The following is a 13,049-nucleotide window of genomic DNA, read 5'->3' on the forward strand; positions in this document are numbered from 1 at the left end:
ACGACCGGGCCCGCGTGAAGGCGCAGGGCGCACCAGCCGTGCGCGCGACCGCCTCGGCGGCCGTCGTCGTGCTGCTCGTGGGCGGCGGCTTCAAGCTGCTAGGAGGCTCGACCAAGGAGGTCGACCCGCCGTCGCGGGCGTCGGCGAGCGCCGCACCCGCGGCGGTGGTGGGCGCCGCGGGCGACAGTCCGGGGCTCACGGCGGGCCCGGTGGCCCTGGCCGACGGCGGCGACGGCCTGTCGCTCTCGGTCCCGCTGCACAACGGCGACGGGACGGCACTGGTCGTGCGCGGGGTCGAGGGCCTCCCGGCCGGCATGGCGCCGCAGCTGCCCACCAGCGGCCTGCGCGTGCCGGGGCACGGTGACGCGACCCTGCGCCTCCGCTGGACCGGGCCCGACTGCGACCGCGCCCGACCCGATCCCGCGGTCGGCGACCTGACGTGGACCGGCTCCCAGGGCAGCGCCACGCACGGGGCGCTGCCCAGCGGCACCCTCGACGACGTGGCCTCCGACACCTGGCTCGACACCTGCGCCGGGCGCCCGAGCGAGGGCGGCGTGCCGCGCGGCTGAGCGCCGCTAGAGCAGCTTGGTGAAGTGGAAGGCCGAGATGGACATCCGCTCGCGCATGTAGAACCGGTGCGCGTCGGCGCGCTGCACGCCCGAGTCGAGGTCGAGCGCCGTGCACCCGGCGGCGCGGGCACGCGCCTCCAGCTCGTCGAGCAGCGCCTTCCCGACGCCGCTGGACCTCTCACCTTCGGCCGTCACCAGGTCGTCGACGTAGAGCTTGCGCCCCAGCCAGGTCAGCGCCACGACGCGCCAGCCGGCGACGCCGACGCACCGGCCCTCGACGTAGGCGGCGGTCAGGCGCAGTCCCTGCGGGTGGCCCTCGGCGTAGACCGACGTGAGGCTCTCGGCGCTCAGGTGCGGGCGGAGGGCGAGCAGGACGGGCAGCGCGTCGTCGACGACGCGGGGGTCGCCGGGCGCGAGGTCCACGATGTCCACAGGCGCAGCGTAGGCGCGCCGACGTGTACGCACAGGCGGCGGACCCTCGCGCACGACCGCGCGCCCGGGCTGGCAGGCTGGGGCCCGGCGGTCTGAGGCGGCCGCACACCTGGCGACGCGAAGGAGCATCGTGAGCGACGGCGACAGCACGGCGGAGCAGGGCCTGTCGAACCTCCTGCACGAGGAGCGCAGGTTCGCGCCCAGCCCCGAGTTCGCGGCCCAGGCCAACGCGCGGGCCGAGATGTACGAGCGCGCGGCGGCCGACCGGGTCGGCTTCTGGGAGGACCAGGCCCGCGACCTGAGCTGGGACACCCCGTGGGAGACCGCGCTCGACTGGCAGCCGCCGTTCGCGAAGTGGTTCGTCGGCGGCACGCTCAACGTCGCCTACAACTGCGTCGACCGGCACGTCGAGTCCGGGCACGGCGACCAGGTGGCGATCCACTGGGAGGGCGAGCCCGGCGACACCCGGACCATCACCTACGCCGACCTCCAGCGCGAGGTGTGCAAGGCCGCCAACGCGCTGACCGAGCTCGGCGTCGCCAAGGGCGACCGGGTCGCGATCTACCTGCCGATGGTCCCCGAGGCCGTCTTCGCGATGCTCGCGTGCGCTCGGCTCGGCGCGCCGCACTCGGTGGTCTTCGGCGGCTTCTCCGCCGACGCCCTGGCCAGCCGCATCGACGACGCCAGCGCCAAGCTGGTCATCACCGCCGACGGCGGCTTCCGCCGGGGCGCGCCCTCGGCGCTCAAGCCCGCCGTCGACGAGGCCGTCTCGCGCACGAGCAGCGTCGAGAAGGTGCTGGTGGTGCAGCGCACGAAGCAGGACGTCGAGTGGCACGAGGGCCGCGACGTCTGGTGGCACGAGGTGGTCGACCGGCAGCCGGACACCCACGCCTACGAGCCGCACGACTCGGAGCACCCGCTCTACATCCTCTACACCAGCGGCACGACCGCGAAGCCCAAGGGCATCCTGCACACCACCGGCGGCTACCTCACCCAGGTCGCCTACACCCACAAGTACGTCTTCGACCTCAAGCCCGACACCGACGTCTACTGGTGCTCGGCCGACATCGGCTGGGTCACCGGGCACTCCTACATCGTCTACGGGCCGCTCGCCAACCGTGCGACGCAGGTGATGTACGAAGGCACCCCCGACACTCCCGACCGCGGCCGTCTCTGGTCGATCGCGGAGAAGTACGGCGTCACGATCCTCTACACCGCCCCCACCCTCATCCGCACCATGATGAAGTGGGGAGAGGAGATCCCGGCCGCCCACGACCTGTCGAAGATCCGCCTGCTGGGCAGCGTCGGCGAGCCGATCAACCCCGAAGCCTGGGTCTGGTACCGCCGGGTCGTCGGGCACGACGAGACCCCTGTCTGCGACACGTGGTGGCAGACCGAGACGGGTGCGCTGATGATCAGCCCGCTGCCCGGCGTCACGACGCTGAAGCCGGGCTCCGCCCAGCGCCCGCTCCCCGGCATCAGCGCCGAGGTCGTCGACGACCGCGGCGAGCCGGTGCCCAACGGCGGTGGCGGCTACCTCGTGCTGACCGAGCCCTGGCCCTCGATGCTGCGCGGCATCTGGGGCGACGACACGCGCTACGCCGAGACCTACTGGTCGCGATTCCCCGGCCGCTACTTCGCCGGTGACGGCGCCAAGAAGGACGAGGACGGCGACATCTGGCTGCTCGGCCGCGTCGACGACGTCATGAACGTCAGCGGCCACCGCATCTCGACGACCGAGGTCGAGTCGGCCCTGGTCTCGCACCCGAAGGTCGCCGAGGCCGCCGTCGTCGGGGCGACCGACCCCACCACAGGGCAGGGGATCGTCGCGTTCGTCATCGTGCGCGGCACCGTCGGCGAGGACGAGGCGGCCGGTGCCGAGATCGTGCAGGAGCTGCGCAACCACGTCAGCAAGGAGATCGGCCCGATCGCCAAGCCGCGCCAGATCATGATCGTGCCCGAGCTGCCCAAGACCCGCTCAGGCAAGATCATGCGCCGGCTGCTGCGCGACGTCGCGGAGAACCGCTCGGTCGGCGACGTGACGACCCTGGCCGACTCCACGGTCATGGACCTCATCAGCGCGAAGCTCCCGGCGAGCGCGGGCGGCGACGAGTAGGCGGGGTTCGGGCGCGTCGCCGCCGGGGTACGCCCGACCACCAGTAGGGGTGCGATCATGTCGACGTCGTACCGCGGTCCAGAGAATGAGGCGCCCGTGTCCCAACCGATCCCGTCTTCGCCGACCTCGCACGAGCCGTCGCTGGGCGCGCTGGTCGCCTCCGCCACCAAGGACCTCTCAGCCCTTGTGCGCTCCGAGATCGAGCTCGCCAAGCACGAGGTCAAGGACGAGGTCAAGCACGGCGTCCTCGGCAGCGCCATGTTCATCGTGGCCGGGTTCTTCGCCTTCCTGGCGCTGATCCTGCTGCTCATCGCCGCCGCCTACGGCCTCGCGTCGCTGGGCCTCGCCCCCGGGTGGGCGTTCCTGATCGTCGCGGGCGTGCTCCTGCTGGTCGCCGGCGCGGTGGTCTTCATCGGCATCCGGCAGCTCAAGAAGATCTCCGTTCCGGAGGCGACCATCCGCACCACCAAGGACTCGGTCGCCACGCTGAAGGGCTCGGCGCTCCACTAGCTCCCGCGAGGGCGCTCGGCGCTCCACCGGCCCCCCCGGCGGAGCGCTCGGCGTCGCTCGTCTGTGGGAGGCTTCCCGCATGCGGGAGCGTGGGCGGTGAAGGACGCGTCGAGCGTCCTGCTCGACGGGCCGTGGGAGCACCGGATGGTGGCCGCCAACGGCGCCCGCTTCCACGTCGCCGAGGCCGGCACCGGTCCGCTGGTCCTGCTCCTGCACGGCTTCCCGCAGATGTGGTGGACCTGGCGCCACGTCCTGCCCGCGCTCGCGGCCGCCGGCTACCGCGCCGCCGCCATGGACCTGCGCGGCTACGGCGCGAGCGACAAGACCCCTCGCGGCTACGACCCTGCGACGCTCACCGCCGACATCGCCGGGGTGGTCCGCTCGCTCGGCAGCGCCGACGCCGTCCTGGTCGGGCACGGCCTCGGCGGGATGCTCGCCTGGACCACCGCGGTCGCGCACCCGAAGGTCGTGCGCCGCCTGGCCGCGATCGCCGCTCCCCACCCGCTGCGCATGCGCTCGGCCGTCGCCGGCGACCTGCGCCAGCTGCGGCGCAGCCGCCACGTCCTCGGCTTCCAGGCCCCGATGCTGCCGGAGCGCCGGCTGACCGAGTCCGACGGCGCCTACGTCGAGCAGCTGCTGCGCGCGTGGGCGGCGCCGGGCTGGCCCTCGGCCGAGGAGGCCGCTGTCTACCGGCAGGCGGTGCAGGTCGCCGGCGTCGCGCACTGCTCGCTCGAGTACTCGCGCTGGGCGGTCCGCTCGATGGTGCGCCCGGACGGCGCCCGCTACGCCCGTGGCATGCGCGAGCCCGTGCGCGTGCCGGTGCTCCACCTGCACGGTGCCGCCGACGGCGCGGTGCTGCCCCGCTCGGCGGCCGGCTCGGACCGCTTCGTCGAGGCGCCCTACCGCTGGCACCTGGTGGCCGGCGTCGGCCACTTCCCGCAGGAGGAGCGGCCGGAGGAGCTCGTACGCCTGCTGCTCGGCTGGCTCGACGACCCCGAGCCCGACCGGTGACCGAGCGCGACCGCGACGCGAGCGGTCGAGCGGCGAGCGCCCGCCCGCGCGACGAGCTCGGCCGGCCGCTGCCCTACGGGTCGACCGGGGTCGAGCGGGTGCCCGACGGCCTCGTGCTGCCGCCGCTCGACGCGCTGGCCGAGGCGCAGCGGCTGCTCGACCTCGGCCGGCCCTTCCACGCGCACGAGGTGCTCGAGGGCTCGTGGAAGGCGGCACCCGCGCAGGAGCGCGAGCTGTGGCAGGGCCTGGCCCAGCTGTGCGTCGGGCTGACGCACCTGGCGCGCGGCAACGCGCGCGGGGCCCGTGCGCTGCTGCTGCGGGCGGCGGACCGGCTCGACGCGTACGCAGCGCTCCCGCCCCACGGCATCGCCGCCGGCGACCTGGCCGGGTGGGCGCGAGCCACGGCCGGCGCCGCCGCGCCCGCGGGGGCAGGGACCGTGCCGCGGCTCCGGGGCAGCGGCAGGTGAGGCTGCTGCTGGTCAGCGGCAGCACCCGGCGCCGCTCGACGAACTCCGGCACGCTGCCCGGCAGCCTGAAGGACCTGCTCGACCGGCTGGTCGGCGGCACCGAGGTGTCGGGCTGCGGTTGCGTGGGTCAACGTCGCGCCGGCGCAGCGCGGCGGGGGAGCGCTGCGGACGCTGGAGGTGGTGCTCGCCCGCGTCGGCGCTTCGCCGACGACCTGGTCACGGCGCTCGCCGCACGCAGCGACCAGGCAGAGCGCAGCTCAGCCCGCGGCGCGGATCTCCGGCGGCACGGAGGCGAGCGCCGCCGTGATGGCCGCGACGAGCGCCTCAGCCGACTCCGCGGTGAGCTCGACCGCCACCCGCGCGGCGGGCCCGGCCGAGCGGTCGGCGAAGTCGATGTTGAGCGTGTGGCCGGCGAGGTGGTGCACCGGGTGGTCGTAGTAGACGGTCGCCGAGCTCACCGCGAACCACCCGTCACGGCCCTTGCCGCTGCCTTGGATGTCGACCTGCTCCGTGGCGTAGGTGCACATCGGAGGCCTCCTCAGCCCAGGGTCCGGGCGTAGAAGGCGGCGATCCGCTCCCACCCCTCGTTGGCCGCCGCGACCCGGTAGGCCGGGCGGTTGCTCGCGAAGAAGCCGTGGCCGGCGCCCTCGTAGGTGTGGAACTCGTAGTCCTTGCCGGCGGCCTGCAGCAGCTCCTCGAGCCGGGCGACGTCCTCGGGCGAGGGGTTGTGGTCCTCCTCGCCGAACAGCCCGAGCAGCGGGCAGCGCAGGTCGGGCACCCGGTCGTCGATCGGCGCGATGCGGATGGGGAAGTCGGAGGGGGCGGGGCGCACGACGTTGCCGCCGTAGCAGTCGACCGCCGCGTCGAGGGGCAGCGCCGTCGCGGCGAGCAGCGACTGCCGTCCGCCCGAGCAGTAGCCGATGCTGCCGACCTTGCCGTTCGAGGTGTCGAGCAAGCGGAGCCACTCGAGCGCGCCGGCCGTGTCGCCGAGGAAGCGGTCGTCGGGCACGCCGCCATTGGCGCGCGAGGCGGCTGCGGCGTCGTCGGGGTCGGCGCCGGGCGCGTCGCGGTAGTGCAGGTTCGGCAGAACCGCGTCGTAGCCGAGCTCGGCGAACCGGCGCGTGATCTCCTTGGTCGCGCGGTCCCACCCGGGCATGTGGTGGAGGACCACCACACCCCCGCGGGAGCCGCCGCCCAGCGGCCGGGCCGTGTAGGCCTCGACCTCGTCGCCGTCGGCGCCGACGTACCGGATCCGCTCGCACCGCATCTCGTCGCTCACCGCCGCACGCTAACCCGCGTCCCACCGGCGCGGGCCGTCACCCCTCGCCGGACGACCCGTCGCGCGACGCCGCGCCCGCGCTGGCGAGCCCGCCGCGCACGGTGTCGAGGATGGAGATGCCCTGCGCGGCCAGCGATGCCACGGCGCCGTTGAGCCCCTGCGCGCCGTCGAGCACGGTGAGGTTGGCGCCCTGCAGCCCGGCCGCCGCCGCCCGGACGAGGTCGGGCAGCTGGGCGATCACGGCCTGGTCGAGCGCGATGCGGCCCTCGGCGGCCGCCGCCTCGGCCGACAGCCGGGTCGCCTCGGCCTGCGCCTGGGCGAGGGTGCGGATGCGCTCGGCCTCGGCCTGCGCGGGCTTGACGACCTCGGCGATCAGCTGGGCCTCGCGCAGCTCGGCGTTCTTGGCCGCGACCAGCGCCTGCTCGGCGAGCACGGCCTGCTGGGCCTGGGCCGCGGCGAGCGGGCCGGCCTGCGAGGCCTTCTGCTGGGCGGTGTCGATCTCGGCCTGGTACTGCGCGCGGGCGACGGCGGTCTGCCGCGCGTACTCGGCCTGGTTGCGGTCGCTCTCCTGGCGGGCCATGGCACTGGCCTGGTCGGCGACGGCCTGCGCGATCTGCGCGGCCTGGTTGACCGCGGCCTGGTGGGGCGCGGCGAGCGCGCGGATGTAGCCGCTGCCCTTGTCGTCGATCGACTGGATCTGCAGGCTGTCGACGGTGAGGCCGATCTTGGCCATCTCGATCTTGGAGGCGTCGAGGACGTTCTCGGCGAGGGTCTGGCGCTCGCGGATGATCGCCTCGACGGTCATGCTGCCGACGATCGAGCGCAGGTGGCCGGCGAAGATCTGGCCGGTGAGCTCGTCCATCTGGTTCTGGTTGGCGAGGAAGCGCTGGGCCGCCGCGGCGATCGAGGCCGTGTCGCTGCCGACCTTGAAGGCGATGACCGCGCGCACGGCGAGCGAGATGCCCTGCTGGCTGACGCAGTCCTCCACGACCGTCGCCTCGCGCATGGCGAGCGTGAGGTAGGAGACCTTGCGGAAGACCGGCAGCACCCAGGCGCCGTGGCCGGTGACGATGCGGAACGGCAGCACGCCGCCCTCGTCGCCCTTCTGCTTGCCGCCCGAGATGATCATGGCCTCGTCTGGTGCGGGCACCCGGTAGCCGAACATGCAGCCCTACTCCTCCATCTCGCCGGTGGCGAGCTCGTCGAACGACCGGGTGCCGAGCGCACCAGGCTCCGGCGGGACCTCGCCCGCCCACGCGATGACCTCGACCGCGCCGGCTCCGCGGGACCCGGTGACCAGCACCGACTGCCCGCGCGCCAGCGGCCCGTCGCCATAGGCGATCAGCGTCTCCCAGCAGCCGTGGAAGAGCAGGCGCACCTCGCCCGGCTCGTGCGGCCCCCGCACACGGGTGACGACCTCACCGACGAGCCCCCGCAGCGCGCTGTCCTCCACGGGGGACATTGTGTCGGGCCGGCGCCGACCCGCGCGCCCGGTGTCCACAGGGGGCTCCCCCGGTGCGGTGGCGGACGGCGCTGCGGCCAGAATGGGGCGCGTGCCCGACTTCCTGACCCCGCCTGCCGACGTGCAGGACTGGGCCAAGGGCCACGGGCTGGAGATCGTCCTGATCGTCACCGGCACGATCCTGCTGACGCGGGTCATCCGCCACGTCGGCAACCGCATCACCAGCCGCATCGACGACGCGGCGCAGGAGACCGACGCGCTGGTGCGCTCCGAGGCGACCAAGCACCGGCACGCCGTCGCCCAGGTCCTCACCTGGCTGACGATGGTCCTGGTCTACTGCCTGGCCGCGGTGCTGGTGGTGCAGCGGCTCGGCATCCCGCTCACCGGCCTGGTGGCACCGGCGACCGTTGCCGGCGTCGCCCTCGGCTTCGGCGCCCAGCGCATCGTGCAGGACCTGCTCTCGGGCTTCTTCATCATCACGGAGCGGCAGTACGGCTTCGGCGACGTCATCCGCATCAGCATCGTCGGCGTCGGCACCCCCGCGATCGGCACGGTCGAGGACGTCACGCTGCGGGTGACCAGCATCCGCTCGCTCGACGGCGAGGTGATCATGACGCCCAACGGCCAGATCGCGCAGGTCACCAACCTCTCGCGCGGCTGGGCGCGGGCGGTGGTCGACGTGCCGGTGCCGGCCAGCGTCGAGGTCGGACGGGTGAGCACGATCCTGCGCCAGGCGTGCCAGGCGGCCTACGAGGACCCCGAGCTGCAGCCCCTGCTGCTCGACGTGCCGAGCGTGATGGGCGTCGAGAGCATCGACGTCGACCAGTTCCACATCCGCGTGGTCGCCCGGACCCTGCCCGGCCGGCAGTTCGAGGTGGGCCGCTCGCTGCGCAGCCACATCGCCGAGGCCCTGCTCGCCGAGGGCGTGTCCGCTCCCAGCACGGTCGACACCGCAGCCCCGACGGAGGTCGAGTGAGAGGGGTCCCGGCGCGGCTGCCCGGCCGGAGGTCCACCTACGGGCTCGCCGTCTTCTTCGTGCTGACGCTGTGGCTCTACCTCGCGGTGCGCCCGGACCCGGCCCCCACGGCTCCGGTCACCCCCGCCCCGGCGCCGTCGCCCACGCACTCGCGCACGTCGTCGCCCACGCCCACGCCGTCGCCGAGCGCGACGGCGGTCAGCCCGTCACCGACCCGCAGCCCCTCGAGCACGCCTACCCCGACCAGCACGCCGACGCCCACCACCACGCCGACCACGACGCCCACCGCACCTCCGCCGGCGAGCGAGGCGCCCGCGGGCGGCAGCTCCCAGCAGCCGGCGCCGCAGCCGAGCTAGCCGCTCAGGTGACGGCGAGCCGCCGCGCGTAGCGCGGGTCGGTGTGCTCGCGCCGCGCGAGCACGAGGTGCAGCTGGCGCACCGCTTCCAGCACCTGCGCGTGCGTGAGCGTCAGCGGCGAGAACCCGAAGCGGGCGATGTCGGGCTCGCGGTAGTCGCCGACGACGCCGTGCGCGGCGAGCGCCTGCACCACCGCGTACGCGTCGGGGTGCCGCAGCGACACCTGCGACCCGCGCCGCGCCGGGTCGCGCGGCGTCGCGACCTTCACCTCCGGCACGAGCACGTTTACGCACTCGAGGAAGAAGCCGGTGAGCGAGAGCGAGCGGGCGCGTACGTCGTCGACCTCGATCCCGTCGAACACCGACAGCGCGCTCTCGAGGGAGAGCAGCGAGAGCATCGGCGGCGTGCCGTTGCGCGCGCGCTCGATGCCGTCGGCAGGCTCGTAGGTGCCCGACATCGCGAACGGGCGGGCGTGGCCGTTCCAGCCGGCGACCGCCGAGACGAAGACGGGGTGGTGGCGCTCGGCGACGTAGACCCACGCCGGGGCGCCGGGGCCGCCGTTGAGGTACTTGTAGCCGCAGCCCACGGCCATGTCGACCTCGGCGTCGTCGAGCCCGGCGGGCAGCGCGCCGGCAGAGTGGCAGAGGTCCCACAGCGTCAGGGCGCCGGCCTCGTGGGCGCGGGCGGTGAGCCGCGGCAGGTCCCACAGCTCGCCGGTGCGGTAGTCGACGTGCGAGAGCGCGACCAGCGCCACCTCGTCGCCGCGACGCGAGAGCAGCTCGGGCACCTCGGGCGGCGAGGCGAGCACCACCTCGGCGTCGAGCAGCTCGGCCACCGAGTCCAGGACGTAGAGGTCGGTCGGGAAGGAGTCCGGGTCGGTCACGACGACCTGTCGGCCCGGCCGCAGGCGCAGTCCGTTGACATAGCAGGAGTAGAGCTGCACCGAGGTGCTGTCGCCCACGAGCACCTGGCCGGGGTCGGCGCCGAGCAGCCGGGCGATGCGGTCACCGACCCGGCGCGGGGCGCCCCACCAGTCGGCGGAGTTCCAGGAGGCGATCAGGTCGCGCCCCCACTGCCGCTCGACGACGTCGGCCACCGCGGCGGGGACGCACACCGGCAGCGGCCCGAGCGAGTTGCCGTCGAGGTAGACGAGCCCCTCGGGCACGGAGAAGAGCTCCGGCGCGCCCGCGAGCGGGGCACTGGAGTCCAGCTCGGCGGCCCTCGCGGCCAGCCGGTCGGCGGTGGTCACGCGGGGGTCAGCCGAGGTAGGTGTCGACGAACGCGTTGCGCAGCTTGCCCCCGGGGTCGTAGGTGCGCGTGAGCTTCCCGAAGTCCTCGATCCGCGGGAACAGCGCACGCACGTCTTCCGGCTCGACCGAGAAGACCTTGCCCCAGTGCGGGCGCGCCTCGAACGGCGCGATGGCCTCCTCGAGCGCGCGCAGCGCGGGCGCGACGGCCTCGGCGTCGGAGATCCAGGTGAAGTGCAGCGCCACCGAGTCGCGGCCGTAGGCGGCGCTCATCCACAGCTCGTCGGCCGCGATCGTGCGGATCTCGGAGATCTGGAGCACGGGCGCGATCTGCTCGCGCACCCCGTGGATCGCGCGCAGCGCGTCGGGGCCGTTCTCGGCCGCGACGAGGTACTCGGACTGGATCTCGTCGCCGTTGCTCGGCGTGAACTCCATGCGGAAGTGCGGCAGCCGCTCGTGCCACGGGCCGGGCACTCCGAGCTGCTGCGTGCAGTTCTCGGGCGGCATGCCCTCGATGCAGTGCCGCTGCACGGGGGCGAGCCGGCCGCCGAGCCACGCCTCGGGCACGTCCCCGTCACCCTCGTCGCCGACGCGCTTCTTCACCCACGTCGTCGTGAAGGTGTCGCCGTTCCAGTCGGTGAAGGCACTGACGCTGTAGCCGGCGCCCATGACCTCGTCGAACGAGCCGAGCACCTGCTCGAAGGACAGGTCGTCGTAGACCCACTGGCGCACCTCGAACGACGGCTGCACCGCGAGCGTCAGGTGGGTGACGATGCCGAGGGAGCCCAGGGCCACCACCGCGGCCGGGAAGTCGGGGTCGCCCTTGCGCAGGGTCACGAGCGAGCCGTCGGCGGTGACCATCTCGAGCGCGACCACGGCCGAGGCGAGGTTGCCCTTGCCGATGCCGGAGCCGTGGGTGCCGGTCGCGCAGGCGCCCGCGACCGAGATGTGCGGCAGCGAGCCCATGTTGTGCAGAGCCAGGCCGGCCTCGTGCAGCGCGGCGGCGATCTCGCCGAAGCGGACGGCGGCGGCGACGCGTACGGTCTGCGCCTCGCTGTCGACCTCGACGGTCGCCGGCATCTCGGCGAGCGAGACCAGCGTGCCGGTCGTGTCGGCGACCGTGCTGAACGAGTGGCCGGTGCCCAGCGCCCGGACGCGCGGGCTGCGGGCGACGAGCTCCTGCAGCTCGGCGACGGTGGTCGGCCGGACGACCTCGCTGGCCGAGAACGTCACGTTGCCGGCCCAGTTCTGCTCGCTCATGGCGTCACGGTATCCCGCTGCACAGCGGTGTACCTCCGCAAGGCGGGCGCCAGGGCGACCAGCACGACGACGAGCACCGCGCAGACCAGCCCGCCGCCGACCCACGCGCCCGCGAGCCCGAAGCCGGCGACGCTCGCGCCGGCGCGCAGGTCACCCAGGCGCGGCCCGCCGGCCACGACGACGGTGAAGACGCCCTGCATGCGCCCGCGCATCTCGTCGGGCGCGTAGACCTGCAGCAGCGTCTGGCGGTAGACCGCCGAGACGAGGTCCGCGGCGCCCGCGACGGCGAGCAGGACGACGGCCAGCCACAACGTACGCGCCAGTCCCGCCGCCGCGACCGCGAGGCCCCAGCCGACGACCGCGGCGACGAGCGCGAGCCCCTGGCGGCGTACGCGTCCGATCCACCCGGACGACAGCCCGCCGAGCACCGCGCCGAGGGCGATGGCGGCGTAGAGCCAGCCGGCGTACTGCTTGCCGCCGAACCACTCGGCCGCGGCCTGCGGGAACATCGCGCGCGGCATGGCGAAGACCATGGCGATGATGTCGATCACGAAGCTGAGCAGCAGCACCGGCCGGGTGCCGATGAACTGCAGCCCGTCGAGGACCGAGCGCAGGCCCGGGCTGCTCGTGTGCCCGGTCGGCTCGATCGGTGGCAGGCGCACCACCGCGTAGAGCATCGCGGTGAACAGCAGCGCGTCGCCGCCGTAGGCGACGCCGTAGCCGCCGATGTGGAGCAGGAAGCTCGCGAACAGCGGGCCCACGACCGTGGCCGCGTTGAACGTGGTGAACGCGAGGGTGTTCGCGGCCGGCACCAGCCGGGGCTCGAGCAGGCGCGGGATGACCGCGTTGAGCGCGGGCTGCGACACCGCGAAGGCACCTGACTGCACGGCCACCAGCAGCAGGAGAAGGGTCAGCGAGTGCAGGCCGGTGAGCTCGTTGACCAGCAGGCCCAGCGTGCACACCCAGCCGCAGGTGGCCGCGACGAGGATGAGCCGGCGCCGGTCGACGGCGTCGGCGACCGAGCCGCCCCAGAGCCCGAGCACCACCAGAGGGACGAAGCCGACGGCACCGAGCGCCCCCACCCACAGCGAGGAGCCGGTGAGGTCGAAGACCTGGATCGCGACGGCCACGGCGGTGAGCTGCACCCCGATCGCGGACACGCTCTCCGCCATCCACAGGCGCCGGTAGGAGGCGGTCTGCAGCGGCGCGACATCGAGGGCGACGCGGCGCAGCCGGCCCAGCCTCACGTTGCTCATGGCCACCATCCTCGCCGACGCGAGGAGCGCTCGCCGAGGCAGCAGCCCTGACAGCAACCTCACAGGCGCTGTCCAGGGTCGTTGCAGGTAGCGAGCCCAACCTGGACA

The 13,049-nt window shown here is 74.1% G+C and carries 15 protein-coding genes; 6 read left to right on the forward strand and 9 right to left on the reverse strand.

All coding sequences use genetic code 11. From position 1 onward, the window contains the following. Positions 1–14: 14 nt before the first annotated feature. Positions 15–569: a hypothetical protein gene (locus tag CLV35_RS09005; protein ID WP_121193147.1), complete on the forward strand. Its 555-nt coding sequence runs from the start codon at positions 15–17 to the stop codon at positions 567–569. Positions 570–575: 6 nt separating this feature from the next. On the opposite strand, the gene CLV35_RS09010 is transcribed toward CLV35_RS09005, so the two are convergent. Continuing rightward, positions 576–1,001 carry a GNAT family N-acetyltransferase gene (locus CLV35_RS09010; protein ID WP_121193148.1) on the reverse strand — a complete coding sequence of 142 codons (426 nt, stop codon included), beginning with the start codon at positions 999–1,001 and terminating at the stop codon, positions 576–578. 130 nt (positions 1,002–1,131) lie between these two features. Between CLV35_RS09010 and acs the strand changes: the two genes are divergently transcribed. The 4 genes from acs (at position 1,132) to CLV35_RS09030 (ending at position 5,105) form a co-directional block, all read left to right on the forward strand. Next, on the forward strand, positions 1,132–3,117 hold the full coding sequence (gene acs / locus CLV35_RS09015) for an acetate--CoA ligase (protein ID WP_121193149.1): 1,986 nt from the start codon (positions 1,132–1,134) through the stop codon (positions 3,115–3,117). Between the two features lie 96 nt (positions 3,118–3,213). Then, positions 3,214–3,627 (forward strand): phage holin family protein, encoded by a 414-nt coding sequence (locus tag CLV35_RS09020; RefSeq protein WP_231121647.1) that lies wholly within the window; start codon positions 3,214–3,216, stop codon positions 3,625–3,627. Between the two features lie 144 nt (positions 3,628–3,771). Then, on the forward strand, positions 3,772–4,638 hold the full coding sequence (locus CLV35_RS09025) for an alpha/beta fold hydrolase (protein ID WP_121193496.1): 867 nt from the start codon (positions 3,772–3,774) through the stop codon (positions 4,636–4,638). Then, positions 4,635–5,105: a DUF309 domain-containing protein gene (locus tag CLV35_RS09030; protein ID WP_121193151.1), complete on the forward strand. Its 471-nt coding sequence runs from the start codon at positions 4,635–4,637 to the stop codon at positions 5,103–5,105. The genes CLV35_RS09025 and CLV35_RS09030 overlap by 4 nt, the downstream gene beginning before the upstream one ends. 257 nt (positions 5,106–5,362) lie before the next feature. Here CLV35_RS09030 and CLV35_RS09035 read toward each other — a convergent pair whose 3' ends face one another. The 4 genes from CLV35_RS09035 to CLV35_RS09050 are packed head-to-tail and all read right to left on the reverse strand — an operon-like array spanning position 5,363 to position 7,837. Further along, positions 5,363–5,632 carry a DUF6295 family protein gene (locus CLV35_RS09035; RefSeq protein WP_121193152.1) on the reverse strand — a complete coding sequence of 90 codons (270 nt, stop codon included), beginning with the start codon at positions 5,630–5,632 and terminating at the stop codon, positions 5,363–5,365. A gap of 11 nt (positions 5,633–5,643) precedes the next feature. Next, positions 5,644–6,384, reverse strand: a complete 741-nt coding sequence (locus CLV35_RS09040) for a dienelactone hydrolase family protein (protein ID WP_231121649.1) — start codon at positions 6,382–6,384, stop codon at positions 5,644–5,646. Between the two features lie 37 nt (positions 6,385–6,421). Continuing rightward, positions 6,422–7,549: an SPFH domain-containing protein gene (locus CLV35_RS09045; protein ID WP_121193153.1), complete on the reverse strand. Its 1,128-nt coding sequence runs from the start codon at positions 7,547–7,549 to the stop codon at positions 6,422–6,424. A gap of 6 nt (positions 7,550–7,555) precedes the next feature. Beyond that, a complete protein-coding gene (locus tag CLV35_RS09050) occupies positions 7,556–7,837 on the reverse strand; it encodes a hypothetical protein (protein ID WP_147431913.1) in 282 nt (93 codons plus the stop codon). Positions 7,838–7,937: 100 nt separating this feature from the next. Here CLV35_RS09050 and CLV35_RS09055 point away from each other — a divergent pair, with 100 nt between their 5' ends. Beyond that, complete coding sequence (locus CLV35_RS09055; protein WP_231121650.1) at positions 7,938–8,822, forward strand: mechanosensitive ion channel family protein; 885 nt, start codon at positions 7,938–7,940, stop codon at positions 8,820–8,822. 76 nt (positions 8,823–8,898) lie between these two features. On the opposite strand, the gene CLV35_RS09060 is transcribed toward CLV35_RS09055, so the two are convergent. From CLV35_RS09060 to CLV35_RS09075, 4 genes are all read right to left on the reverse strand, one after another. Beyond that, positions 8,899–9,108 (reverse strand): hypothetical protein, encoded by a 210-nt coding sequence (locus CLV35_RS09060; RefSeq protein ID WP_121193156.1) that lies wholly within the window; start codon positions 9,106–9,108, stop codon positions 8,899–8,901. 74 nt (positions 9,109–9,182) lie between these two features. Next, positions 9,183–10,427, reverse strand: a complete 1,245-nt coding sequence (locus CLV35_RS09065) for a kynureninase (protein WP_231121651.1) — start codon at positions 10,425–10,427, stop codon at positions 9,183–9,185. 7 nt (positions 10,428–10,434) lie between these two features. Next, complete coding sequence (locus CLV35_RS09070; RefSeq protein ID WP_121193157.1) at positions 10,435–11,685, reverse strand: FAD-binding protein; 1,251 nt, start codon at positions 11,683–11,685, stop codon at positions 10,435–10,437. After that, positions 11,682–12,950 carry an MFS transporter gene (locus CLV35_RS09075; protein ID WP_407938199.1) on the reverse strand — a complete coding sequence of 423 codons (1,269 nt, stop codon included), beginning with the start codon at positions 12,948–12,950 and terminating at the stop codon, positions 11,682–11,684. Before CLV35_RS09075 ends, CLV35_RS09070 begins: the two co-directional genes overlap by 4 nt. Between the last annotated feature and the right edge of the window lie 99 nt (positions 12,951–13,049).

It is taken from the genome of Motilibacter peucedani, assembly GCF_003634695.1.
GTDB classification, from domain to species: Bacteria; Actinomycetota; Actinomycetes; order Motilibacterales; family Motilibacteraceae; genus Motilibacter; species Motilibacter peucedani.

Excerpts from the sequence above, each read along its gene's own strand:
- CLV35_RS09025 (WP_121193496.1), top strand. The coding sequence starts at position 3,772 with ATGGTGGCCGCCAACGGCGCCCGCTTCCACGTCGCCGAGGCCGGCACC.
- CLV35_RS09045 (WP_121193153.1), bottom strand. The coding sequence starts at position 7,549 with ATGTTCGGCTACCGGGTGCCCGCACCAGACGAGGCCATGATCATCTCG.
- CLV35_RS09075 (WP_407938199.1), bottom strand. The coding sequence starts at position 12,950 with ATGGTGGCCATGAGCAACGTGAGGCTGGGCCGGCTGCGCCGCGTCGCC.
- CLV35_RS09070 (WP_121193157.1), bottom strand. The coding sequence starts at position 11,685 with ATGAGCGAGCAGAACTGGGCCGGCAACGTGACGTTCTCGGCCAGCGAG.
- CLV35_RS09035 (WP_121193152.1), bottom strand. The coding sequence starts at position 5,632 with ATGTGCACCTACGCCACGGAGCAGGTCGACATCCAAGGCAGCGGCAAG.